The sequence below is a fragment of the Paenibacillus sp. NMA1017 genome, assembly GCF_058895805.1.
In genome coordinates, this window is record NZ_JBZXYR010000009.1 from 76,990 (window position 1) to 98,664 (window position 21,675).

21 protein-coding genes are annotated in these 21,675 nt (G+C 47.0%); 15 read left to right on the top strand and 6 right to left on the bottom strand.

Annotated elements, in window-relative coordinates; all coding sequences use genetic code 11:
• Window positions 1–110: 110 nt before the first annotated feature.
• The 9 genes from AC5ELV_RS19825 to AC5ELV_RS19865 all read left to right on the top strand — a co-directional run bounded on the left by AC5ELV_RS19825 (window position 111) and on the right by AC5ELV_RS19865 (window position 8,233).
• Complete coding sequence (locus AC5ELV_RS19825) at window positions 111–683, top strand: TetR/AcrR family transcriptional regulator (protein WP_493431542.1); 573 nt, start codon at window positions 111–113, stop codon at window positions 681–683.
• 48 nt (window positions 684–731) lie between these two features.
• Entirely contained in the window at window positions 732–1,922 is a 1,191-nt protein-coding gene (locus AC5ELV_RS19830; protein ID WP_493431543.1) for an MFS transporter, read from the top strand.
• A 151-nt stretch (window positions 1,923–2,073) separates the two neighbouring features.
• On the top strand, window positions 2,074–2,334 hold the full coding sequence (locus AC5ELV_RS19835) for a hypothetical protein (protein WP_493431544.1): 261 nt from the start codon (window positions 2,074–2,076) through the stop codon (window positions 2,332–2,334).
• 40 nt (window positions 2,335–2,374) lie between these two features.
• Window positions 2,375–2,854 carry a hypothetical protein gene (locus AC5ELV_RS19840; RefSeq protein ID WP_493431545.1) on the top strand — a complete coding sequence of 160 codons (480 nt, stop codon included), beginning with the start codon at window positions 2,375–2,377 and terminating at the stop codon, window positions 2,852–2,854.
• Between the two features lie 116 nt (window positions 2,855–2,970).
• Entirely contained in the window at window positions 2,971–3,654 is a 684-nt protein-coding gene (locus AC5ELV_RS19845; RefSeq protein WP_493431546.1) for a hypothetical protein, read from the top strand.
• 354 nt (window positions 3,655–4,008) lie between these two features.
• Window positions 4,009–5,073, top strand: a complete 1,065-nt coding sequence (locus AC5ELV_RS19850) for a sulfate ABC transporter substrate-binding protein (protein ID WP_493431547.1) — start codon at window positions 4,009–4,011, stop codon at window positions 5,071–5,073.
• Window positions 5,074–5,151: 78 nt separating this feature from the next.
• Window positions 5,152–5,985, top strand: coding sequence for a sulfate ABC transporter permease subunit CysT (gene cysT / locus AC5ELV_RS19855; RefSeq protein WP_493431548.1), 834 nt, complete (start codon window positions 5,152–5,154; stop codon window positions 5,983–5,985).
• A gap of 79 nt (window positions 5,986–6,064) precedes the next feature.
• Window positions 6,065–6,940 (top strand): sulfate ABC transporter permease subunit CysW, encoded by an 876-nt coding sequence (gene cysW, locus AC5ELV_RS19860; RefSeq protein WP_493431549.1) that lies wholly within the window; start codon window positions 6,065–6,067, stop codon window positions 6,938–6,940.
• 162 nt (window positions 6,941–7,102) lie between these two features.
• Entirely contained in the window at window positions 7,103–8,233 is a 1,131-nt protein-coding gene (locus AC5ELV_RS19865) for an aminotransferase class V-fold PLP-dependent enzyme (RefSeq protein WP_493431550.1), read from the top strand.
• A gap of 85 nt (window positions 8,234–8,318) precedes the next feature.
• Here AC5ELV_RS19865 and phnE (AC5ELV_RS19870) read toward each other — a convergent pair whose 3' ends face one another.
• From phnE (AC5ELV_RS19870) to AC5ELV_RS19885, 4 genes are all read right to left on the bottom strand, one after another.
• A complete protein-coding gene (gene phnE, locus AC5ELV_RS19870; RefSeq protein ID WP_493431551.1) occupies window positions 8,319–9,116 on the bottom strand; it encodes a phosphonate ABC transporter, permease protein PhnE in 798 nt (265 codons plus the stop codon).
• Window positions 9,113–9,967, bottom strand: coding sequence for a phosphonate ABC transporter, permease protein PhnE (gene phnE / locus AC5ELV_RS19875; RefSeq protein WP_493431552.1), 855 nt, complete (start codon window positions 9,965–9,967; stop codon window positions 9,113–9,115). The genes phnE (AC5ELV_RS19870) and phnE (AC5ELV_RS19875) overlap by 4 nt, the downstream gene beginning before the upstream one ends.
• Entirely contained in the window at window positions 9,964–10,734 is a 771-nt protein-coding gene (gene phnC, locus AC5ELV_RS19880; protein WP_023990372.1) for a phosphonate ABC transporter ATP-binding protein, read from the bottom strand. Before phnC ends, phnE (AC5ELV_RS19875) begins: the two co-directional genes overlap by 4 nt.
• 133 nt (window positions 10,735–10,867) lie before the next feature.
• Window positions 10,868–11,836 (bottom strand): phosphate/phosphite/phosphonate ABC transporter substrate-binding protein, encoded by a 969-nt coding sequence (locus tag AC5ELV_RS19885; RefSeq protein WP_025722520.1) that lies wholly within the window; start codon window positions 11,834–11,836, stop codon window positions 10,868–10,870.
• 251 nt (window positions 11,837–12,087) lie between these two features.
• Here AC5ELV_RS19885 and AC5ELV_RS19890 point away from each other — a divergent pair, with 251 nt between their 5' ends.
• The 5 genes from AC5ELV_RS19890 (at window position 12,088) to AC5ELV_RS19910 (ending at window position 19,050) form a co-directional block, all read left to right on the top strand.
• Window positions 12,088–13,992, top strand: a complete 1,905-nt coding sequence (locus AC5ELV_RS19890; protein WP_493431553.1) for a bifunctional 2',3'-cyclic-nucleotide 2'-phosphodiesterase/3'-nucleotidase — start codon at window positions 12,088–12,090, stop codon at window positions 13,990–13,992.
• 335 nt (window positions 13,993–14,327) lie between these two features.
• Window positions 14,328–15,734 carry a DNA-binding protein gene (locus AC5ELV_RS19895; protein WP_493431554.1) on the top strand — a complete coding sequence of 469 codons (1,407 nt, stop codon included), beginning with the start codon at window positions 14,328–14,330 and terminating at the stop codon, window positions 15,732–15,734.
• Between the two features lie 197 nt (window positions 15,735–15,931).
• Complete coding sequence (thiD, locus tag AC5ELV_RS19900; RefSeq protein WP_493431555.1) at window positions 15,932–16,741, top strand: bifunctional hydroxymethylpyrimidine kinase/phosphomethylpyrimidine kinase; 810 nt, start codon at window positions 15,932–15,934, stop codon at window positions 16,739–16,741.
• Between the two features lie 238 nt (window positions 16,742–16,979).
• Complete coding sequence (locus tag AC5ELV_RS19905) at window positions 16,980–18,677, top strand: M3 family oligoendopeptidase (RefSeq protein WP_493431556.1); 1,698 nt, start codon at window positions 16,980–16,982, stop codon at window positions 18,675–18,677.
• 229 nt (window positions 18,678–18,906) lie between these two features.
• Entirely contained in the window at window positions 18,907–19,050 is a 144-nt protein-coding gene (locus AC5ELV_RS19910; RefSeq protein ID WP_493431557.1) for a hypothetical protein, read from the top strand.
• 221 nt (window positions 19,051–19,271) lie between these two features.
• Here the strand turns inward: AC5ELV_RS19910 and AC5ELV_RS19915 are convergent, their stop codons facing one another.
• The gene (locus AC5ELV_RS19915; protein WP_493431558.1) at window positions 19,272–19,442 is read right to left on the bottom strand and encodes a hypothetical protein; all 171 of its coding nucleotides are present in this window, start codon (window positions 19,440–19,442) and stop codon (window positions 19,272–19,274) included.
• 104 nt (window positions 19,443–19,546) lie between these two features.
• On the opposite strand from AC5ELV_RS19915, the gene AC5ELV_RS19920 reads away from it, so the two are divergent.
• The gene (locus tag AC5ELV_RS19920) at window positions 19,547–20,230 is read left to right on the top strand and encodes a hypothetical protein (protein ID WP_493431559.1); all 684 of its coding nucleotides are present in this window, start codon (window positions 19,547–19,549) and stop codon (window positions 20,228–20,230) included.
• A gap of 263 nt (window positions 20,231–20,493) precedes the next feature.
• On the opposite strand, the gene AC5ELV_RS19925 is transcribed toward AC5ELV_RS19920, so the two are convergent.
• On the bottom strand, window positions 20,494–21,465 hold the full coding sequence (locus tag AC5ELV_RS19925; RefSeq protein WP_493431560.1) for a ring-cleaving dioxygenase: 972 nt from the start codon (window positions 21,463–21,465) through the stop codon (window positions 20,494–20,496).
• Window positions 21,466–21,675 lie beyond the last annotated feature (210 nt).

Consider the following 21,675-nt stretch of genomic DNA (forward strand, 5'->3'; position numbering starts at 1 on the left):
CTCAGGCAATTGAACGGCAGAATTTAAAAATGTGGTTGTCAATTTCAAGTGAGGGCACTATACTGAATTCATAAACTGACGACCGTTCGTAAGGTGATTGGAGGAAAAGCATGACACTACAAAAAATTAAAACAGCTAGCTTGCAGCAATTTGCGAAAAAGGGATACGATGCGGCCTCTCTGCAACTGATTGCTGATGAGGTAGGGATTAAAAAGCAGTCCATTTATGCCCATTTTAAAAGCAAAGATGATTTGTTTTTAGACATATTTGAGGATGCGGTGGATCAGGAGATTTTGGAACTGGATCGTTATTTTCAGGATCAATCCGAACAATCACTTGAAGTTGTCCTGCGCGGACTAATCGTTGAATTTAAGGAACGCTATGAGAGTGCTATGAATTTGCGTCTGATTCTGTATGTCGGCTTTCTGATTCCATCTGCACTGGAAAACCAGGTTCAGGCTTTGGTCACACGCTACGTACAGCATAAAACCAGCTTGGTACACGGGCGACTGGCAACTGAAACATCGGTTAAACTTCGTGTTCCAGCTCAATCTGCCGCGACAGCCTATATGAATTTGATTGAAGGCATGCTGGTAGAACTGGTGTACAACGGCACCGACGGTTTTGATCCGCGTCTGGAAAGCTCTTGGGATATTTACTGGCATGGCTTGATTCAGGCCTGAACAACTGAGCACTTGAAGTAAACATGATTGTATTGGGGGAAGAGAACTGTGTCTGTGAAAGAAAACTTTTGGTCCAGAAATTTTATATTTTTGATGATATCCAACGCTTTATTGTTCATGGCATTCGAAATGCTTATGCCTACGCTGCCGCTGTTTGTGGAAAGCCTTGGCGGTAGCCCATCCCAGATTGGATTGGTGACAGGCGTGTTTATGTGTTCAGCTATATTGATTCGTCCATTTTCAGGTACGCTGATCCAGCTTTTGGACAAGAAATATGTTCTGATTATCGGAGTTGTGATTTGTATGCTGGCAACGGGAAGCTACATGCTTTCCAGTAGTTTGGTACTGCTGTTAGTATTTCGACTGGTACATGGCTTTGGATTCGGCATTGCGAGCACGTTGTATGCTACTTCAGCCTCAGATGATTTACCGCCTCATCGTATGGGGGAAGGAATGGGCTACTTTGGCGTAGGTGAAACCGTAGCGATTTCAGTGGGGCCACTGATCGGCATATGGATGCTTCATGCATCAGGTTTTAACGGGCTATTTTCCACGGGAGCTATAATTCTACTGTTGTCGCTCGTGATGAGCGTATTGGTTCGTCGCCGTACTGCTAAACCCATGTCGGCGGATACAGTGCAGGGTAAAAAGAAGGTTCCTTTTAAACTATTTGAAAAAAGAGTGCTACTGCAATCCTGTCTTGCGCTGCTGGTTGGCGTGGTGGCAGGTGGAGTGATGTCTTTCGTGGCTTTATTTGCCAAGGAGCAGGGCTTCAACAACGCGGCATGGTTCTTCTTTACTGTAGCTATGGCAAGCTTTCTCGTCCGGCTGGTGTCCGGTAGAATTTTCGATACCAAAGGCCCGGCTTATATCCTGATTCCCGCAGGGATCGTGCTTATTGCCGCCATCGTTATGGTGGCTTCATCGCGGACCGAGCTCCAATTTTTGATCGCTGCTGTGCTGTATGGTTTGAGTTTTGGAGCTATTTTCCCGGCTTTGCAGGCTTGGGCAATCAGTGTGGTCGGCGAAGATGAGCGAGAGGACGCTGTAGGCTCCTTTTATAATTTCTTCGATTTGGGGATAGGAGGGGGCTCTTTAGTTCTAGGAATGGTTGCTGGATTAACCTCTTATACAACGATGTATTTGTTCTCCACTTTGTTGATTGTGGCTTATCTAATTATATTTGTGGCGTATAGTGTATTGGATAAGAAAAAGTCCCGTAACACGTTGAACGTATAAGCTATTGTTACGTAATAGGAAATGTATGATGGAGCGCTTACGTTTGGGTGTCTTTGATCAAGTTTGAAAAATATGACAGCTGGACTCATAATAGATATGAGTTCGGCTTTTTTTATTATAAAGCCGAAGGGCAGCACAGAGGGGGAGAGACATGTTCAGATTATACAGCGATGTCCGGGGAGCAGCTTATGAAAAACTGATTGATTATGCTATGGAACGAGCAGACACGTTTATGCTAGGCATACATAAATGGGCGACAGAGGATGAAAATAGAGTGATCGATCAGGATACTCTGTTCAAGGAATTACTACAGCAATTGAAACCTTTTTTACTGTCCACACACTCATATGAGGAAATTAGGGGCATCCATTCCATTGCCTACACACAAGGAACATCTGTGCAATCACGGTGACGACTGAAGGATAGAAAAGAAGAGAAGAGGAGGAAATTAAATGGTGGAGAAATGGGTTTGGATGGGGGTTACGGGAGCCATTGTGGGTTATGCCACATTTGCCAGTATGAGCGTTCCAACATCAACTATTACAGAAGTAAATCAGAGTCATTCGACTGTTCCGCTTAGTATGCAGAGTGAGCACGGAAGTGCAGCGAAACGTATTGTACATGACCAGGAGATGCAATTTGGAGGACAAGGACAAACGAACTTTAGATTTGAAGAGGGGCGCAAGTTGTACATCAGTATCAAGAATACAGGCAAGCAACCCGTACAATACAAGCTCAATAGTGCGAATGGATTAGACTTGCAAGGGTCCAGTCGAACGTTGCAGCCGGGAGAACGCCACGATCTGCTGTTTGTAAAGCCAGAGGGGCAGGATGAAGCTGCAAATGACTCTTTGAAAGAGATGATTTTGAAAGTAAGTACGGACGATGGATCGCAAGGAAACGTTAAAACCTTCGCATATATTACACTGTAAGCTCCTTCCAGAAAGGGCACGACATGCGGTCATTAGTCTACTTATGTTACAATAGAACGGTTGAAGACTTAATGAACAGAATAGGTCAGAGCAGAAAGCAGAAAGGATGACCCGTTGTGCCCAAAAATCATGAATTCGGTAATCAAAAGATGTCACGGAGGCTGTCATTCACAGCCATTTTACTTACACTTACTTTTGTAGCACTTACTGGCTGTGGTCAGGATAAGAATGCTGAAACCATTGATACTGGAAGCAGTACAAGCGTGATCGAGAACGGAGCCGGTGGTAATCGTAGCGGTTCAGCCCAAAGTGACAAAGCAGCGAAAGAGAACGAGAGTGCAGAAAACAGCGGTACTGATGCACAAAAGTCAACTCCTTCGGCTCCAGCTGCATCATCGGATACATCTTCTTCTCCGGCAGCTTCCAATCCATCGCAAAATCCTTTTGAGGTAGCAGGTATTCAAGATCCTAAAGCGTTTTTGAACACGTTCAAAGCGCTGCAGAAGGCAGTTGCCGACAATGACAAGGAGAAAGTGGCCAATTATATTTTGTACCCTCTGCGTGTTAATGATAGTGAAAAGTCGCTAACGATTCCGAATAAGAAAGATTTTATGGCCAAGTATGATCAGATTTTTACGGACGCAATTCGCGAGGCGCTGGTGAATCAAAAGACAGATGATTTGTTTGTTAATTATCAGGGAGTCATGGTAGGTTCGGGTGAACTGTGGTTGAGAAGAGCTACGGACAATCCGAAGCTTTTTGGAGTCTTTTCGATTAATCTTGAAACGGTTGCCAACTAATTTGTACTCCGTGTGTTAATGACCTCTAAACGGTCGGAAACATATATAATGTTTCTGACTGCCCCCCCTTAAAGAAAGAAAAGTACAGATCATACATACCAAAAAAAGGTTTGACATCACTCCTAAACTCTCGTATTATATCCATATAACTCATTAAACAGGTAGGAATTAAAGAATTAAAGTATGATCTCGCCATTTTGGCGGAGAACCTCTAGGAACAGCAGGCAGACACTGTCCACGTGACAGGTTTGACCTATCAGGGCTGCATCAGGGAATTCTCCGCTCTTTTTTTGATTATGTCTGTCAATAACAGGCGTAAATGAATACAAATTACATAGAATTCGGGGTGTCTTGATGAAGAGGCAATGGAAAAGTGGACTTATTCTCGGACTATCTTTGGTATTAACGATGATGCTAAGCGCTTGCGGGGCAAGCAAGGGAGGGACGCAGGCGGATGGTAGCTCTGCTGCCGGTTCTAAGGACGTGGAGTTACTCAATGTTTCTTATGATCCGACCCGTGAGCTGTATGAGGCATATAATAAAGCATTTGCCGCCCATTGGGAGAAGGAGAAAGGGCAGCAGGTTACGATCAAGCAATCTCACGGAGGATCTGGCAAGCAAAGTCGTTCGGTGCAGGACGGACTGGACGCGGACGTGGTAACTCTGGCCCTGGGCTATGATATTGATGCGCTACAGGAGAAAGGACTCGTTAAAGAGGGGTGGCAAAGTAAATATGAGCATAACAGTGCCCCGTACACTTCAACCATCGTGTTATTGGTACGCAAAGGGAACCCGAAAGGGATTAAGGACTGGGACGATTTAATCCGTGGCGATGTGCAAGTTATTACTCCGAATCCTAAAACTTCGGGTGGAGCACGTTGGAACTATCTTGCAGCCTGGGCCTATGCGCTCAAGAAGAACAATAACGATGAAGCCAAGGCCCAGCAGTTTGTACAGGAGCTGTATAAGCATGTGCCGGTATTGGATAGCGGAGCACGTGGAGCGACAACGACTTTCGTAGAGCGTGGAATTGGCGATGTGCTGATTGCATGGGAAAATGAAGCACTGCTCTCGGTGAAGGAACTGGGTGCGGACAAATTCGATATCGTGTATCCATCGATCAGTATTTTGGCTGAACCTCCGGTAGCAGTAGTCGATAAGGTGGTAGATAAAAAAGGGACACGCGAGGTGGCGGACGCATACCTGAAATATTTGTACAGTGAAGAAGGGCAGACCATTGCTGCCGAAAATTATTATCGCCCCACACTGGAGAGTGTGACGGCAAAGTTCAAGGATCAATTTCCTAAATTGGAGCTCGTAACCTTGAAGGATGTATTCGGGACATGGAAGGAGACGCAGCAGAAGCATTTCAGCGACAAGGGCATTTTTGACCAGATTTATGTACCCGGCAGTTCATAAAATAGTGGACTGTGTAGGCGATTGGATTGGTAGCCGCGAGTGTCATAGTGAATGGATTCAGAAAGGGATGGACAGAGCATGAGTCAAGTGCAAGCCACTCGAAAACGCGTACTTCCCGGGTTCGGGTTAACAATGGGTTATAGTGTGCTGTATCTCAGTCTGGTGGTGCTGGTGCCTTTATCGGCACTGCTTCTGAATTCAACTGGACTGACGTGGGAGAAATTTTGGGACGTGGCGACGGATGTCAGGGTGCTGGCTTCCTACAAGGTTAGCTTTTTGTGTGCCGCGGCTGCGGCGCTGATCGACCTGTTTCTCGGTTTATTGATAGCTTGGGTGCTGGTGCGTTATGAGTTTCCGGGAAAACGAATTTTTGATGCGGTGATTGATCTGCCCTTTGCTTTGCCTACTGCGGTAGCGGGGGTTGCTCTGACTGCTCTATATGCGCAGAATGGCTGGATCGGTTCGTTGTTCGAACCGCTTGGATGGAGGATGGCGTACTCACAGACGGGGATTACGCTAGCGTTGATGTTTATTGGCATTCCGTTCGTCGTACGGACAGTTCAACCGGTGCTGGAGGAGCTGGATAAGGACGAGGAGGAGGTCGCTGCTACGCTGGGAGCTGGCAGATGGCGTATCTTCTGCAGCGTTATTGTGCCTGAGCTGGTACCACCGCTGCTGACGGGTTTTGCGCTCGCCTTTGCCCGTGGTATTGGCGAGTACGGTTCTGTCGTCTTCATTTCTGGCAATATGCCGATGAAGACGGAAATTGCTCCACTGCTCATAATGTCCAAGCTGGAGCAAAATGACTATGCAGGAGCTACGGCGGTGGCGTTGATGCTGTTGGTCATTTCATTCTTGCTGTTACTCGTGATTAACAGCATTCAGCGCTGGTCACGGCGGCGTACTGCCTAAACGCAACTGTCTAATTTAATTATCTAACGTTAACATGCAGGGCTGCGCATGATACCCGCGTTTTAAGGAGGGATACACCATGTCACAAGCGATAACTGGGCAGGAGCTTGCTTCTGCACCAGTGCCTTCATCCGCACCGCCCAACAGGGTCACGACCGAGGCCACTTGGGTGAAGTGGACGCTGATTGGTGCTGCTTTTTTAGCTTTGCTCTGGGTGCTGGTATTGCCACTAATCGTCGTGCTTACCGAAGCGCTCAAGCAAGGATGGGGCGTATACGTCGAAGCGTTACGGGACCCAGATGCCATGTCTGCATTGCGATTGACGCTGCTGGTGGCAGCGATAACGGTACCGCTGAATACGGTATTTGGTGTAGCTGCCGCTTGGCTGATCACGAAATTTCAATTTCGCGGCAAAGGCTTGCTGATCACCTTGATTGATTTACCCTTTGCCATCTCTCCTGTCGTCGGAGGACTGATGTATGTATTAGTGTTTGGTGCACAGGGCTGGCTTGGACCGTGGCTGGACGAGCATGATATTAAAATTATATTTGCTTTGCCTGGTATTATTTTAGCGACGCTGTTCATCACCTTCCCATTTGTGGCGCGAGAACTCATTCCAATGATGGAAGATCAGGGACAGCAAGAGGAAGAAGCGGCGGTCACGCTGGGCGCGCGCGGTTGGCGTATTTTCTGGAAAGTGACGCTGCCGAACATCAAGTGGGGTCTGCTGTATGGCATCATTTTGTGTAATGCACGAGCCATGGGTGAGTTCGGCGCAGTGTCCGTCGTCTCTGGACATATCCGGGGAGAGACGAACACACTGCCGCTGCATGTGGAAATTTTGTATAACGAATATCAGTTCTCGGCTTCTTTTGCGGTGGCCTCGTTATTATTGTTACTTGCTCTGGCAACCTTGGTGCTTAAAAGCTGGTTTGGACGCAAACGCGTGCATTAGTTTATGATTTTGTATATGGTCCCTCAGGGCCTCTCTTTACGTCTATCGTCTGTGAACGGCGAGAAGATGGGAAGGGAGGCCCTTGTTCTAAGGTGGCTTATATGGATAATAAAATGATCATATCAAGGCACGTTGGTGTGCCCAGGAGGAGCGAAGGGAAAAATGAAACATCCGTTTCAGTCCTACCGTCAGCTGTTTCCAGTGCTGTCCTCACATATCCATGTAGGGAGCTGTTCACAGGGGGCTGTATCGAGGCCAGTTTCCGCTGCCATTGAGGAATATCATCGAAGTTTGCTGCAACACGGTCATAACGGCGATTTGTCTATGGCACGTTTGGAGGAGGCCAGAGGGCATTTTGCCAAGCTTATCGGGGCGGAGTCTGATGAAATTGCGGTCCTGTCCTCAGCCTCTGAGGCGATTGCCGGGGTGGCCACAGCCCTTCCTTATGTACCGGGAAAAGAAGGCATTGTGTATGCGGACACCGACTTTCCGACGGTGGGACACATCTGGCAGGCACAGGAGATGTTCCGTGATCACATCCGCTGTATCCCCTCCATTGAGGGAGAAGTGATGATAGAGCAGTATGAGGAGCATGTTACGGAGAAAACTGCGCTCGTTATGGTGTCACAAGTGAACTATACCAACGGATTTCAGCAGGATTTAAAATCCATTGTAGATATAGCTCACCGAAATCAGGCGTTGCTGTTTGTGGATGCTTATCAGTCTGTAGGGATCATTCCAGTGAATGTAAAGGCAATGGGTGTAGATATGTTAGTCGCGGGAGCACGTAAATATATGCTGGGAATTCCGGGAGTGGCTTTTCTTTATGTAAGCAAGGATCGAATAGACCGCTTCAAGCCCCGTCTTACTGGCTGGCTTGGGCAGGAGCCCGCTTCTCGGTTTGATATTGCTCACCCAGTTCCGGCGGCGGGAGCCCGACGCTTTGAGACGGGATTGCCTTCTTTCATTAGCATTTTTGCCGCCAATGAGGCCTTAAAGCTGTTGCTGGAGATTGGGGTCACGAATATTCAGGCTTATATGAGTGAGTTGTTGGATTTTTCCGTTGAATATGGACGGCGCAAAGGGTTACACATACGTACACCTTACAGAGGAGAGACATTACCAAGCCTGCTCGCTGTTGAAGTAGCCGACGTGTCGGCAGTAGAGAGGCGTTTGAGAAGCCAAAATATAATCGTTTCAGCACGAAAGGATGTTATCCGTGTGGCTCCGCATTTTTACAATACGGCTGAGGAAGTCCGACGGGTCATAGATGAATTGGCAGAGAGGTGTTGAACGGCAAAAGCCTCTTCCGAGTGAAAGGGAGCATAACAAGTCCCTTTTTACACAGGAGAGGCTTTTTGGGCGTTTAGAATTCTAATTATACGATCCGTTTGCGCAGCCAGCCGGAAATCAGATCCGTCAAAATGATCAGGACTACAATACCGAGCAAGATAACGCCTACACGGTTCCAGTTGCGCATTTGGAGTGCAAATAGTAGTGGAGTACCGATACCGCCTGCACCGACCAGACCGAGCGTGGTAGCAGAACGGATGTTAATTTCAAATCGATAAAGCGAATACGAAAGAAACTGTGGAATCACCTGCGGTAGCACGGCGAAGAAAATCACCTGCCAACGGTTGGCACCGCACGCGATCAAAGCTTCCTGGGGCCCGTGATCGACACTTTCGATCGTTTCCGAGAAAAGCTTCGCCAGCATGCCGATGGAGTGAATGCCAAGGGCAAGCACACCCGCAAACGAGCCGGGTCCTACGGCTTTGATAAACAAGATGGCGACGATCATTTCGGGAAATACCCGGATGACACTAAGCATAAATTTCCCGCTACCTGACAAGGGACGCAGACGGGTCATATTGCTGGATGCCCAAAAGGCGAACGGAAGACAGACAAATGCGGACACGAAGGTTCCGAGCACTGAAATGACCAGCGTATCCAGCAACCCGCGCAGTAAATCCTCTCCCTCAGGAATGTAGACGAACGACCAGTCAGGATGAAGGAAGCCGTCCAATATAGCGACAGAGACACTTTTGGCCGTTCCCTGTAATCCTTCAAACTGCATCCCGCGAAAAGCCCAAATATAAATGATGATTAGCAGAATAGCTATCGCCCATAGGCGCAGGCGGGAGCCAAAAGGTCTGCGAAGCGTAGGATCATTCATAATAATTTCCTCCGTAGCAGGTTACTGCCGTAATCAATCGCAAGGACGATGACGAGGGTCAGTAGAATAATGATGCTTGCCCGGTCATAGCGGAACAGCCCCAAGGAACGGTCAAGCAACAGACCGATACCACCAGCGCCGACCAGGCCCAGAACGGAAGCCGCGCGCACATTAACCTCAAAGGTATATAGCAAGTACGACACAAAATAAGGCAGAGCTTGCGGAACCACACCAAAGACGATGACCTGAATGCGGCTCGCGCCAACAGCGGTCATGGCTTCCAGCGGACCGGGATCAATGGCTTCAATCGCCTCAAAGGTCAGCTTGGCTATAATGCCAAAGGAGAAGAAGAGCAGGGCGAGCATCCCTGCAAACGGCCCGATGCCGAACACTGCCACAAAGATCGAGGCGAACAGCAAATCAGGAATCGTCCGTACCAGATTCAGGACCGTGCGCATCGGCAGCGAAATCAGCTTGCGCGGCATCACATTATAGGCACACAGCAACGCCACAGGGATCGCCAATATAGCTCCCAGTGTCGTGCCAACAATGGCGATCTGGATTGTTTCCAGCATCGGTTTCCAGATGGTAGGTAGGTAGCTCCAGTCGGGTGGAAACATTTCGCCCAACAATTTGCCCATCTCCGGCAAGCCGACGATCAACTGGTAAGGTGTGGCATCCGTATGAATGGAGCAGGCTACCAGCACCACAATAAAAATCATCCAGGTGGCATAACGCTTGTAACGTCCTGGCAACGGTGGCCCTGCGGGCGGCTTACTTGGCTGCGGCGGTCCAGCATGCGGTGACGGTTGCGTCGAAGAGAGAGGCTGAGCAGTAGAGTCGGGCTTCATGATCCCACTCCCAGCAGTTCATCATGCTTGATGGCCCGGCCGTAGATCTCCGCAAAGGCCTCGTCCGTAGCCTCCTCCGGTGTGCCGTCAAAGACCACTTCTCCGGCGCGCAATCCGATGATCCGCGTTGCATATTCGCGCGCGAGATCAATGAAATGCAGATTGACGATGGTCGTAATCTGCATTTCACGGTTGATGCGCTGAAGGTCATCCATTACCTGGCGGGTGGTCAGCGGATCCAGCGATGCGACAGGCTCGTCCGCCAGAATGATTTTAGCCTCCTGCGCCAGAGCGCGGGCGATGGATACGCGCTGCTGTTGGCCACCGGACAGTTCATCTGCCCGGCTGTAGGCTTTTTCGCGGATGTTCACGCGCTCCAGCGCTGTTAGTGCCAGTTCGATATCCTCCTTCGGGAAGAGGCCGAGAATGGTTCGCAGCGTTGAATGATAGCCGACGCGGCCGGAAAGTACATTGCGGAGTACCGTCGAACGCTTAACCAGATTGAAGCTTTGAAAGATCATGCCGATGTCACGGCGAATGCGCCGCAGCTCGCTGCTTCCAGCAGATGTGACGGACCTGCCACCCACGACAATGTCGCCGGACGTAATGTCATGCAGTCGGTTAATGGAACGCAGCAGGGTAGACTTGCCTGCACCGGATAGGCCGACAATGACGACCATTTCTCCCTCCTGAATCGTCAAATTAATATTATTCAACCCTTTGGTGCCGTTCGGGTATGTTTTCGATACGTTACGGAATTCGATCATATGCTCCCAACTTTCTCCCCCGATGGGGTGGAATGAAAACAACACCGCCATGAATACATGGACGGTGCTGCCCTGTCATTCGTAAAGCCTGTTTCGTAGCTGTTACCTCATTACAGTACCTTGTTTGCTCCGATTACTTAACCGCTTGACCAACGGCTTCGGCGTATTCACGCACGGAGTCGAAGTTTTTATCGTCGCCCTTTTCATAACCTACATGGGTGTAAATCTCTTTAATGATTTCACCGCCTGCTGGGTCTTTGGCAATGTCAATAAAGGCTTGGCTGATCTTGTCTCTCCACGCCTGATCCATATCAGAACGTACGCTGACGGTGTCATTTGGAATTTTAGCTGTGTAATGAATGACGCGAGTTTTTTCAAATACATCCGGGATTTCCTTCTTCACCGTGTTACGTGCATCCTGGAAAACAGCTACCGCATCAACCTGACCGTTCAGCAACGCCAGAATAGCAGCATCGTGGCCTTTGATTGTCACACCCTGTACATCCGTGTCCGGGTCCACGCCAGCTTTTTTCAGCTCTGCTGCTGGGTACACGTAGCCTGCGGAGGAGGTTACATTTTGCCAGCCAACCTTTTTGCCTTTCAGATCAGCTAGACTTTGAATCGGAGAATCCTTTTTCACCACGATCATGGCTTTATAAAAGTTTACTTTTTCAGTTGTGTCCTTGCCTGTAGCATCTTCAATTCCGTAGCGTTGAGCTTGCAACAGCAAGTCGGCTGCTTTACGGTTATCGTGGGCCAGTACATAAGCATTCGGTGGAAGGAATCCTACATCTACCTGTTTGGAAGACATGGCTTCCACAATTGTATTGTAGTCAGGAGATACAGTTACTTTCACCGGAATTCCGAGCTTGTCACCCAGTAGATTTTCGAGTGGTTTGGCTTTGGCTTCTAGCGTATCTGCATTTTGAGAAGGAACGAACTGTACCTTTAACTCCTTAGGAACATAGGCTGTACTTTCGTTTTTAGAGCCATCTGTACCCGGAGTGGACGCGCTGTTGTTATTGCTTGCGTTAGAGCCACAAGCGGCTAGACCCGCTGCCAGTGTGAAGGTCATGCACAAGGTCAGTGCTTTTTTGAACAAAATAATTTCCCCCTAAACATAGTAATAACGATAATAAAAAAACTGTAAATACTGTGACAAACCAAATCTTAACAGCTAGTCCCGCAGCTAGGGTAAAAATCACTCCTGACTTTGGTAAAAATGATGTAAAATTTATCGTATGCTAGAAACTGCATTCTAGATTTATGCAAATTGCTTTTTTAACATTCTCTTAACAGTGCTCTGTTAGACTTGTTCAAGCTCTATGACCGAAGCTGAGGGAGAGAACAAGATTGGATATTTTGGATATTAACGAAAAGGCAGGCCGTGGAAATGTAGGCCCTGTGAGAGTGAAGTTCCGCATTATGGTTACAACCGATCTGCATGTCAGCTTGTGGAATTACGATTATTATACGGATCAGGAAACGCTGCATTACGGTCTGGCGCAAACCTCCAGTCTGATTCAAACGGCCCGGGCTGAGGTGTCCAACCATCTGCTGCTGGATAACGGAGATGTGATTCAGGGGAATCCAATGGGAGATTATGCCGTGCAGCGACTTCAACAGGACCCAAGCGCGGTGCATCCCGCCTATAAAGCCATGAATCTGCTTGGATATGAGGCAGGCAATATCGGGAATCATGAATTTAACTACGGACTGGAATACTTGCAGACTTGCCTTCGAGGAGCGCAATTTCCTTATGTGAATGCCAACATTTATATAGCGGGAGAACAAGAACAAAACTACTTTACACCTTATCTATTACTGGATAAGACGGTAGAGGATGAAGCAGGTGGTAAGCATCTATTGAAGGTGGGGGTCATCGGCTTTGTGCCTCCGCAAATTATGCAATGGGACAAGGCGTGGCTGGAGGGGAAAATCATCGTCAAAGATATGCTGGAAACGGCAAGACGGTTTATTCCAGAAATGAAGGCGGCAGGAGCTGATCTGATTATTGCCATGCCCCATGCTGGCTTTGAGGATATTCCCGAAACAATGGATATGGAAAATGCGGTGCTGCATTTGAGCAGGGTGGAAGGGATCGATGCCATTGTGTTTGGTCATGCACATAAAGTATTTCCAGGACCTTCGTTTATGGGGAAAACAGGTGTTGATGTAGAGCGAGGTACCATCCACGATATCCCAGCCGTGGAGCCGGGCTTTTGGGGGGATCATCTGGGTATCATTGATCTGGAGCTGGCCTTTAATGGAGGGAAGTGGCAAGTGGCTGCATCTGCTGCCGAGGTACGCCCGGTGTATGATCCGATACACAAGGAGGCGCTGGTACAACCGGATACTGCCATTCAGCTGGCGGTAGCAGAAGAGCATGCCGGAACATTGGAGTATATTCGTGCACCTGTAGGTCAGACGACGATGGCGGTGAACAGCTTTTTTGCTCAGGTGATGGATGATGCTTCGGTTCAGCTCGTGAATGATGCGCAAATGTGGTATGTGAAGCAGCAGATGCAAGGGAGCGAGTACGAAGGATTGCCCGTTCTGTCGGCAGCAGCTCCTTTTAAAACAGGCGGCAGATATGGCCCATCGTACTATACCCATATTCCGGCAGGGACGTTGGCGATCAAGCATATCGCCGATCTGTACAATTTTCCGAATACGTTGCATGTCGTTCGACTGACCGGAACGGAAATTCGGGAATGGCTGGAGTGGTCCGCTGGACAATTCCGGCAAATTGATCCTTCAGCAGAACAAGAGCAAGAGCTGATTAATTCTGATTTTCCGAGCTTTAATTTCGATATCATCGACGGCATCAGGTATCAGATTGATGTAACACAGCCCGCCAGATATGATGCTGACGGGGGCCTAAAGGACCCAAATGCACACAGAATCATTCAGATGTCTTTTGATGGCGAACCGATGGATATGCAGCGACATTATCTGGTTGTTACGAATAACTATCGCGCGTTTTCCTCTACGCTGGTCAATCCGGGTGGAGAGCGAATTATACTTGCTTCACCGGATGAGAACCGACATGTGCTGACCGAATACGTGCGGCATATGAAGACGTTGACGCCAAAAGCTGACGGCCATTGGTCCCTCGCCTCATGGTCAGGGCGTCCGCATGTGACGTTCCTGACCTCGCCGCAAGCAACGGATGCCGCTAATGCCTATTCGGAGTTGCTTTATGAAGGGTTAACGGTAGAGGGATACGCTAAGTTTGCCATCGATTTCGGACGTTAACGGTAGAACTGTTGTACTGCTTCGTTTGATTACCAATGGTTAGGCTGAAATGCAGCCTGGGACAGTGACTAAGCAACCATGACAGTGAACAAAGCTAATTAGTTTTTGTCCTATAAGTCCACAGCATCAAAATAATAGAAATAGACTGTCCCGCAGAGGACGGTCTTTTTTCATAAAACAGTTTTAAAATCGTACAAAATTCGTGATTTTATATGTCCTGAGTCGTGTTTAAAGTTATTGACCTCTCGTATAAATAGACATATACTTTGATTAAACAAATTTTGGTTTAAAAGGTAATGAAAAAGTCACCATCATTCGTTTGAGGGGGTGTCCCTTTGGAAAAAAACACCACGATCCGCGCAGAAATAGAAAAGTATATTCAAAGTGAAGGCATTTCAATGCAATGTTTTGCAGATGCTTCCAAGGTAAATCCGGGTACACTTAGCGGTATACTTAATCGGAACCCACCACGGCCGATCTCAGTCAATCAGCTTGATCTGATTACCGAGGCCATGGGATTGGAAGAAGGATCTTTGTTCGAGATGTATGTGGATGAATGTTTTATTCATTCCTTACCACACTGGAGAAGGTTGCGTCCGTTTCTTCTGCGTTGCTCAGAGTTGAACAAACTGGAGTGTATACGCAGTATACTTGGCTATTTGATGGACGATTTATCGAACGTTCCTGCTATTTTTGAGACCGCAGAAGCGATGTTTGAGGATGGCAGACATGAAGCCGCCATGCTTCTGTATGATTGTGTTATCGAGAGTGAGAAGTATACCCACTCTGAACGGTTGGCGATCAGTTATTTCCGTATATTCCAGATTCAGATTAAGGATAACCAACGGAACTTGAAGGCTGCTGTACAATTCCATTTGTACCGTAGTCGTCTACCGGAAATTTACGCACTGGAAGGCTTACATATGCTATCTCAAGTGTTTGCTTTAAAAACGCAATGGTCCGAGATGGAAATGTATGCGGACGAGCTAAGAGAGCTGGCGCAGGCATTGTATCGCAATCGGAACCGTTTTGGAGATGAGCACCTGGAGCTGCTTAAGCCGCTCGTTTATTACTATGCTCAGGGGCATCTGCTCAAGGCCAGCTGCTATGAGTTTCAGGGCAGATATGAGGAGTCCAAGCAATGGATTGAAGGTTATGCAGATTTGAGCTGGTTCGAGGGTTTAGACGAAGAAGGCTGGAAAGTGGTCAACCTACATCGTGTATATGCACAGGGCAACCGACTTTGTATTGAAATTAAAATGGGCAATACTTCTGCAATCTATGAATATATTACTTACCTGCGTGAGCATCCGGATGAGACACTGGAAGGCTTGAACACCTTGCTCGAATCGGCGAACCGGTTCGGTTATTTCGTGGATGCCGAACTGGGACTGTTTAGTCAGCAACTCAAGAGCTTCTGGGAGCTTGCACCGGAACGATGGGACACTCATTATCGCAAGCACTTTAACGCATTTCGCTTTGCATCCTTTTGTAAAGTGTATGCGGAATATTATTTCCGAAAAGGCGATTACCCCGAGGGAGTGGGACAAACACTGCATTGCTTGCAACTGTCTGTCGATAATAGCTATACAGAACATATCATTGGTTGTATGGCTTTATTTGAGCAGCATCGGCATTTTGCTACACCGGAACAGCAGCAGTTGTATCAGAGTCTGTGCCTGGGCGTACGTGCAAATGAAAAGAATCATGCCTATGATCACAGTACCGGCGGGTATTTATAATTCCAAATTTCATTCAAATTCTTCATATAACACGTTATTGCGAGGATGTCCCCGTTTCAAAAGGGGATATTCTCGTTTTTTAGCTGCTGTCGTTGCCTGTGACTTTTAGCATAGAGAGAACCGTTTTGCGCGTTGACAAGTTTCGCAAGCGGGATTAGGATAAATGCAGCACAGAAAGTGAAGGAGAGCATGTACAAATGACGATTCCCAAAACATTAACGATAGCCGGCTCCGACACAAGCGGTGGGGCGGGTATTCAGGCAGACCTGAAAACCTTTCAGGAGCTTGGCGTATATGGCATGACCGTATTAACAACCGTAGTAGCGATGGGGCCTAAAACCTGGGACCATCTTGTATATCCTGTTGCGTTGGATGTGGTAGAAGCGCAGCTGCGTACTGTATTGGAAGGTATCGGTTTTGATGCGATGAAAACCGGTATGCTAGGCTCGGTTGAAATTATCGAGCTGGTAGCCAGCCATTTGAAAAAGCATGATCTGAAGCGGATCGTAATTGACCCAGTCATGGTCTGCAAAGGCACGGATGAAGTGCTACAGCCGGAAAACACAGAGGCGATGCTGGAATTGTTGATTCCTGGCGCTGACCTGGTAACACCGAACCTGTTCGAGGCTTCGCAACTGGCGAAGAATGGACCGATCACGACACTGGAGCAGATGCAGGAAGCGGCTGCGATTATCCATGAGCGTGGAGCTAAGCATGTACTGATCAAGGACCGTGGCAAAATTCGCGCAGGTAAAGCGATGGATCTGCTGTATGACGGAATCACCTTTGACTGGTTTGAAGCCGATGTTGTAAAAACAAGCTTTACCCACGGTGCAGGCTGCACCACTTCGGCAGCGGTAACGGCTGGTTTGGCTCAAGGGCTGACTGTACGTGAAGCAGTGGATCAGGCCAAGAGATTCATCACACAGGCCATTGAAGGTAGCTTCAAGCTGAATGAATTCGTCGGTCCGACCCTGCATGCGGCACATCGTTTGCAAAATCAATAAAGTATGAAGGTCTGCGACTTTGGGGAGACTTATAAATCCCCACCAGGCTGTATATATATTTAGGTTGCTTTAGGCAACGACCTCTATGATATATAGAGTTAGATGAGGCCCAAAAGCCGTAATACATGGTATTGCGGCTTTTAAGGTTGTATTTTTTTGGAATTACAGCTTCCAGTTTGGTCTAATCGTACTGTATAATAGGCATCAGATTTATTACATTTAAGGAGGAACCGAAGCAATGACATTATTCAGCCAAATGGCTTACAGCCGACCAGAGCAACCTGAAATTGAACAGCGGTTTAAAACACTGTTGCAGCAGTTTCGTGAGGCGGACAGCGTAGAACGTCAAAATGAAGTGATTCATGCGATTAACAAGCTGCGCAGTAATGTGGAAACACAATTGCAATTGGTGGAAGTTCGGCACTCCATTAATACAGAGGACGCCTTTTACAAAGCGGAGCAAGAGTACGCTGATGATTTCATGCCGGTTATTCAGGAGTATGTAACCGATTACTACCGGGCATTGGTGGATTCTCCATTCCGCAACGAGTTGGAGAGTCAATGGGGCAGCCAGCTTTTCAGTATTGCCGAGGTAGCACTCAAGTCGTTCCATCCGGATATTATTGAGGATTTGCAGCAGGAAAATAAGCTGACCTCGGAATATGCTCAATTGATTGCTTCAGCAAAGATCCCGTTCGAGGGAGAAGAACGCACATTGTCGCAGCTCCTGCCTTTTGAAATGGCTACCAACCGGGAGACACGCAAACAGGCCTCCGAGGCTAAATATCAATTTATGAGTGAGCATGAGGACGAGCTGGACCGGATTTATGATGAACTGGTGAAGGTACGCACGCGCATGGCACACAAGCTGGGCTATGACAACTTCGTGGAATTGGGCTATGCCCGCTTGGGACGTACAGATTACAATGCCGAGATGGTAGCCAATTTCCGCGAGCAGGTGCTGAAGCACATCGTTCCTCTGGCAACCAAGCTGAAGGAGCGCCAGCGCGAACGGATCGGAGTAGATCAGCTTCGCTATTATGACGAGGGCTTCAACTTCCTGTCAGGCAATCCTACGCCTAAAGGTGACCCGGAGTGGATCATTCGCAATGGAGCACGTATGTATGAGGAACTTTCAGCGGAAACACATGAATTTTTCAGCTTTATGATCGAACGTGGATTGATGGATTTGATCAGCAAAAAAGGCAAGCAAAGCGGAGGCTATTGTACATTTTTGAGCGAATATGGCACACCGTTTATTTTCTCCAATTTCAATGGTACATCCGGTGATATCGACGTATTGACGCATGAAGCAGGTCATGCCTTCCAGGTCTATGAAAGCCGACATTTTGAAATTCCTGAGTATCATTGGCCAACGATGGAGGCGGCTGAAATCCACTCTATGAGTATGGAGTTTTTTGCATGGCCCTGGATGAATCTGTTCTTCGAGGAAGATACGGACAAATATCACTTTGAACATTTATCTTCATCGTTGCTGTTCGTGCCTTACGGCGTAGCCGTGGACGAATTCCAGCATGCCGTATATGAGCACCCGGATTGGACCTCAGCAGAACGTAAAAGTGCATGGCGTTCCATCGAACGCAAGTATAAACCGCATCTGGACTATGAAGGCAACGAATATCTCGAGCAGGGTGGATTCTGGCACAAGCAGGGGCATATTTTCCAATCTCCGTTCTACTACATTGACTATACACTCGCGCAACTGTGCGCGTTCCAATTCTGGAAACGCATGAGTATCGACCGGACAGCGGCGTGGGAAGATTATTTGAAGCTGTGTCGTGCTGGGGGAAGTCGATCCTTTACCGGATTGGTTGAGCTGGCTGGACTGATCTCGCCATTCCAAGATGGCTGTATCGCCTCTGTAATCGGAGAAATCGAAGCATGGCTTAACAGTGTGGATGATAAAAAGCTGTAAGCATAATTAAAAAGGGCATTTCGCTTACCTGTCAAAGCTGAAAAGCATGCAGATAGCGGAATGCCCTTTTGTGTTGATGGTCAATAAGTATGCGAGAACTCTTGAAGAAGCTGGCTATGCGTTTGCTAAGGATGAAAAAGAGCATCGAGCCTTTGTAGATCACGACATTGTAGTCTTTCGTTCGCTACTGGACTTTCTGAATCGTGCGTTGAGTATCAGATCGCCATAAATGCTGTTGTGGGGGAGTCATTTTGACGACGAAGAAATGCCAGTAGAACAGGCAAAAATCCGGCTGTCGAGTGATTGGGGCAACGTGCTGAAGCTCTTGGATGAAGTAAACGGTCATGAGCCGCCGAAGGGTAAGCCAGAATAAGGCATTTTTCAAAAATGGCATAGGCGAAAATTAACGGATCGGGAGAAAAACAGAGATCAACTAGATGGCCAATTTCTGCTTTTTTGCATTGTTCCACGGATGATTGGCGCTGAAGGCCAAAATGACGAAATTTCAGGATCGGAAGGCTAGACATATAAAATGCTAGGTTTTATACATATGCCATCTGCTGGAACACTCGCGGTCTCCGATCCCATGTTAAATCATTTACGCCTTTTCTTTATTAAATATATAGCCAGATATCCTACTGCTACTATTCCTGCACTTAAAAAACAAACTAGTAGACCATTTAGTTCTACTTTTCCAGTAAGTATAAATATAGTCAAGATTCCAGTGAAAAATCCGATGATCAAAATTTTTTCAAAATTTTTCAAATCTTACAACTCCTTCTAAAAAAATGTACCAAAAATATCTTATATATGGTACTCTATATATTGTTATTACAATTATATAATATTATTGGGAGAAAAGTGGTAAAATGAAGAAATTTGTATCGTCTTTGATGGCATCAGTTATGTTAATGCTTGTTATCAGCAGTACAGCAGCACTGGCAGCAGCAACGCCAAATCCAAATGCAGTACAGGGAGAATCAACCTCTGAACTCAGCCAAGAATTGATTAACAAAGCAAATCCCTACATAAAACTACAGTCACAAACATTCACTTTAAGTGAAGAGGCTTCAAAAAATTTAACTGAAGATGAACTTGGACTCGTTTATAAAGCTTTAGATTCGGCAAATAATCAAGCGAAAAATATCTCAGGTGATGTAACAGTTACTGCAACGGATAATAACAGTTTAAAAGTAGTACCTACTAATAAATTCTCTACAGCTTCGATTAACACTTCCTCTTATTGGGATTATGAATTACTTTGGTGGGGATACCGTATCTATTTTTCCCATCAATTAATAAATGATATCAAATCAAAAGCCCTTTACGCTGGGGGAATTGGTGCAATATCCGGATCAACTCTTACCGGTATTCTTTCATCTTTGGGTCTACCAGGCTGGATTGGAGGTATTGTTGTAGGGATATTTTTAGTTAAAGGTGCAAGCATTGTTTATGCGGATAATGGCAGAGGGGTTTATTTTGATGCATTTTGGGTTGGTGACCCTGCTAGCCAAGTAGTAAACTTCGTTACTGCTAAAGTGTATGGTGCTTGATGTAAGTAAAGCGCGATAAACCAAGAAAGCTTCAGGCCTTCATCGGTCTGAAGCTTTCTTTGTTTCATTTATCGGCTCATTTTGAAATTTGAGGCCAGATAGTCCAGGAGATCCGAAGATGGTAGAATGTGTTCGATCTGCTCTGTCATTCCGGCTGGTCGTTCCATGCACAATAAACGGTCACAATTCATGAGATAAATAACATAAACTAAAAATATTTATGGGGCGAATTGACCATACCTGATCGTATCCTTAAACTTCAATTAATGTTTGGTGTTAAGCGGTTTGAGATTGGCTTCAATAGATGCACGGCGCGGCTCCAAGAATGGAGGCAATGCCAGCGATTCACCCAGAAACTCCAGTTCCTCATCGGTGTCAAACCCCGGTCCATCGGTTGCCAATTCAAACAGAATGCCGTTCGGCTCACGGAAATACAATGAACGGAAGTAAAAGCGATCTACAAAACCAGAGTTGGAAATTTGCAGCTGACCAATACGCTCTACCCATTGCTTGAGCTCTTCCTCGGTTTCAACACGGAAAGCTACATGATGCACACTGCCGCGTCCTGGTCGCTCTTGTGGTAGATCGTTGCGCTCTTCCAGATGAACTTCAGTTCCTGTACCGCCTTCACCCGTTTCATAGATGACCACATCCGGTTGTCCGGCAACAGGAGAAGGATAGGAGCCCTTTTTGCGGAAGCCCATAACCTGTTCAAGAATAAGAATAGTATTCTCCGCTTTGGGAATGGTCAGATGAACCGGTCCAAGTCCTACAATGCCGTATTCGGCAGGGACTGGGCTTTTCTCCCAAGGCGTGCCGCCGCGCATTCCGTGATCATGCTCATCTGAAACGAGGAAGAAGCGTTGTCCTTCAAAATCCTCGAACGAAAGCGCCAAGCGTCCTGCTTGATCTGTAATCTCACCATGCTTTACATCCAGCTGCTCGAAACGGTTTTTCCAGTAATCCAGTGCCTTATCATTCGGTACCCGCAGGGAGAGCGCCGAAATGCTGTTATTCCCTGTACGAGTTTGTCCCGCATGTGGAATTTCAAAGAAAGTGACTTCCGTACCCGCGGTTCCGCGCTCATCTCCGTAGAAAAGGTGGTATACACTAACATCATCTTGGTTCACCGTTTTCTTGATCAACCGAAGCCCCATTACCTGAGTATAAAAATCAACATTTTTAGCCGCTGCCGCTGTAATCGCCGATACGTGATGCAATCCTAACAGTTTCATATTATTGCCCTCCTTGGTTTATATATGATTAGTTTTTTTGAAACAAAATAACCAGTCGTAAACGTTTCTTTATATTTATTATCTTGATATTAAGATATATTATTTTTGATTGTTTGTCAACTTGAATTACGATCTTGCTACAATACAGTTTCATGACGGACAAAAATAGAAATTCGAAATAATGCAAATGCAGATACAATAAAGCCCGAT

Coding starts and splice junctions, on each gene's coding strand:
- AC5ELV_RS19865 (WP_493431550.1), top strand. CDS start 7,103: ATGAAACATCCGTTTCAGTCCTACCGTCAGCTGTTTCCAGTGCTGTCC.
- thiD (WP_493431555.1), top strand. CDS start 15,932: ATGACGATTCCCAAAACATTAACGATAGCCGGCTCCGACACAAGCGGT.
- AC5ELV_RS19910 (WP_493431557.1), top strand. CDS start 18,907: ATGCTGTTGTGGGGGAGTCATTTTGACGACGAAGAAATGCCAGTAGAA.
- AC5ELV_RS19835 (WP_493431544.1), top strand. CDS start 2,074: ATGTTCAGATTATACAGCGATGTCCGGGGAGCAGCTTATGAAAAACTG.
- phnE (WP_493431552.1), bottom strand. CDS start 9,967: ATGAAGCCCGACTCTACTGCTCAGCCTCTCTCTTCGACGCAACCGTCA.
- AC5ELV_RS19905 (WP_493431556.1), top strand. CDS start 16,980: ATGACATTATTCAGCCAAATGGCTTACAGCCGACCAGAGCAACCTGAA.
- cysW (WP_493431549.1), top strand. CDS start 6,065: ATGTCACAAGCGATAACTGGGCAGGAGCTTGCTTCTGCACCAGTGCCT.
- AC5ELV_RS19850 (WP_493431547.1), top strand. CDS start 4,009: ATGAAGAGGCAATGGAAAAGTGGACTTATTCTCGGACTATCTTTGGTA.
- AC5ELV_RS19825 (WP_493431542.1), top strand. CDS start 111: ATGACACTACAAAAAATTAAAACAGCTAGCTTGCAGCAATTTGCGAAA.
- AC5ELV_RS19840 (WP_493431545.1), top strand. CDS start 2,375: ATGGTGGAGAAATGGGTTTGGATGGGGGTTACGGGAGCCATTGTGGGT.
- cysT (WP_493431548.1), top strand. CDS start 5,152: ATGAGTCAAGTGCAAGCCACTCGAAAACGCGTACTTCCCGGGTTCGGG.
- AC5ELV_RS19925 (WP_493431560.1), bottom strand. CDS start 21,465: ATGAAACTGTTAGGATTGCATCACGTATCGGCGATTACAGCGGCAGCG.
- phnE (WP_493431551.1), bottom strand. CDS start 9,116: ATGAATGATCCTACGCTTCGCAGACCTTTTGGCTCCCGCCTGCGCCTA.
- phnC (WP_023990372.1), bottom strand. CDS start 10,734: ATGATCGAATTCCGTAACGTATCGAAAACATACCCGAACGGCACCAAA.
- AC5ELV_RS19920 (WP_493431559.1), top strand. CDS start 19,547: ATGAAGAAATTTGTATCGTCTTTGATGGCATCAGTTATGTTAATGCTT.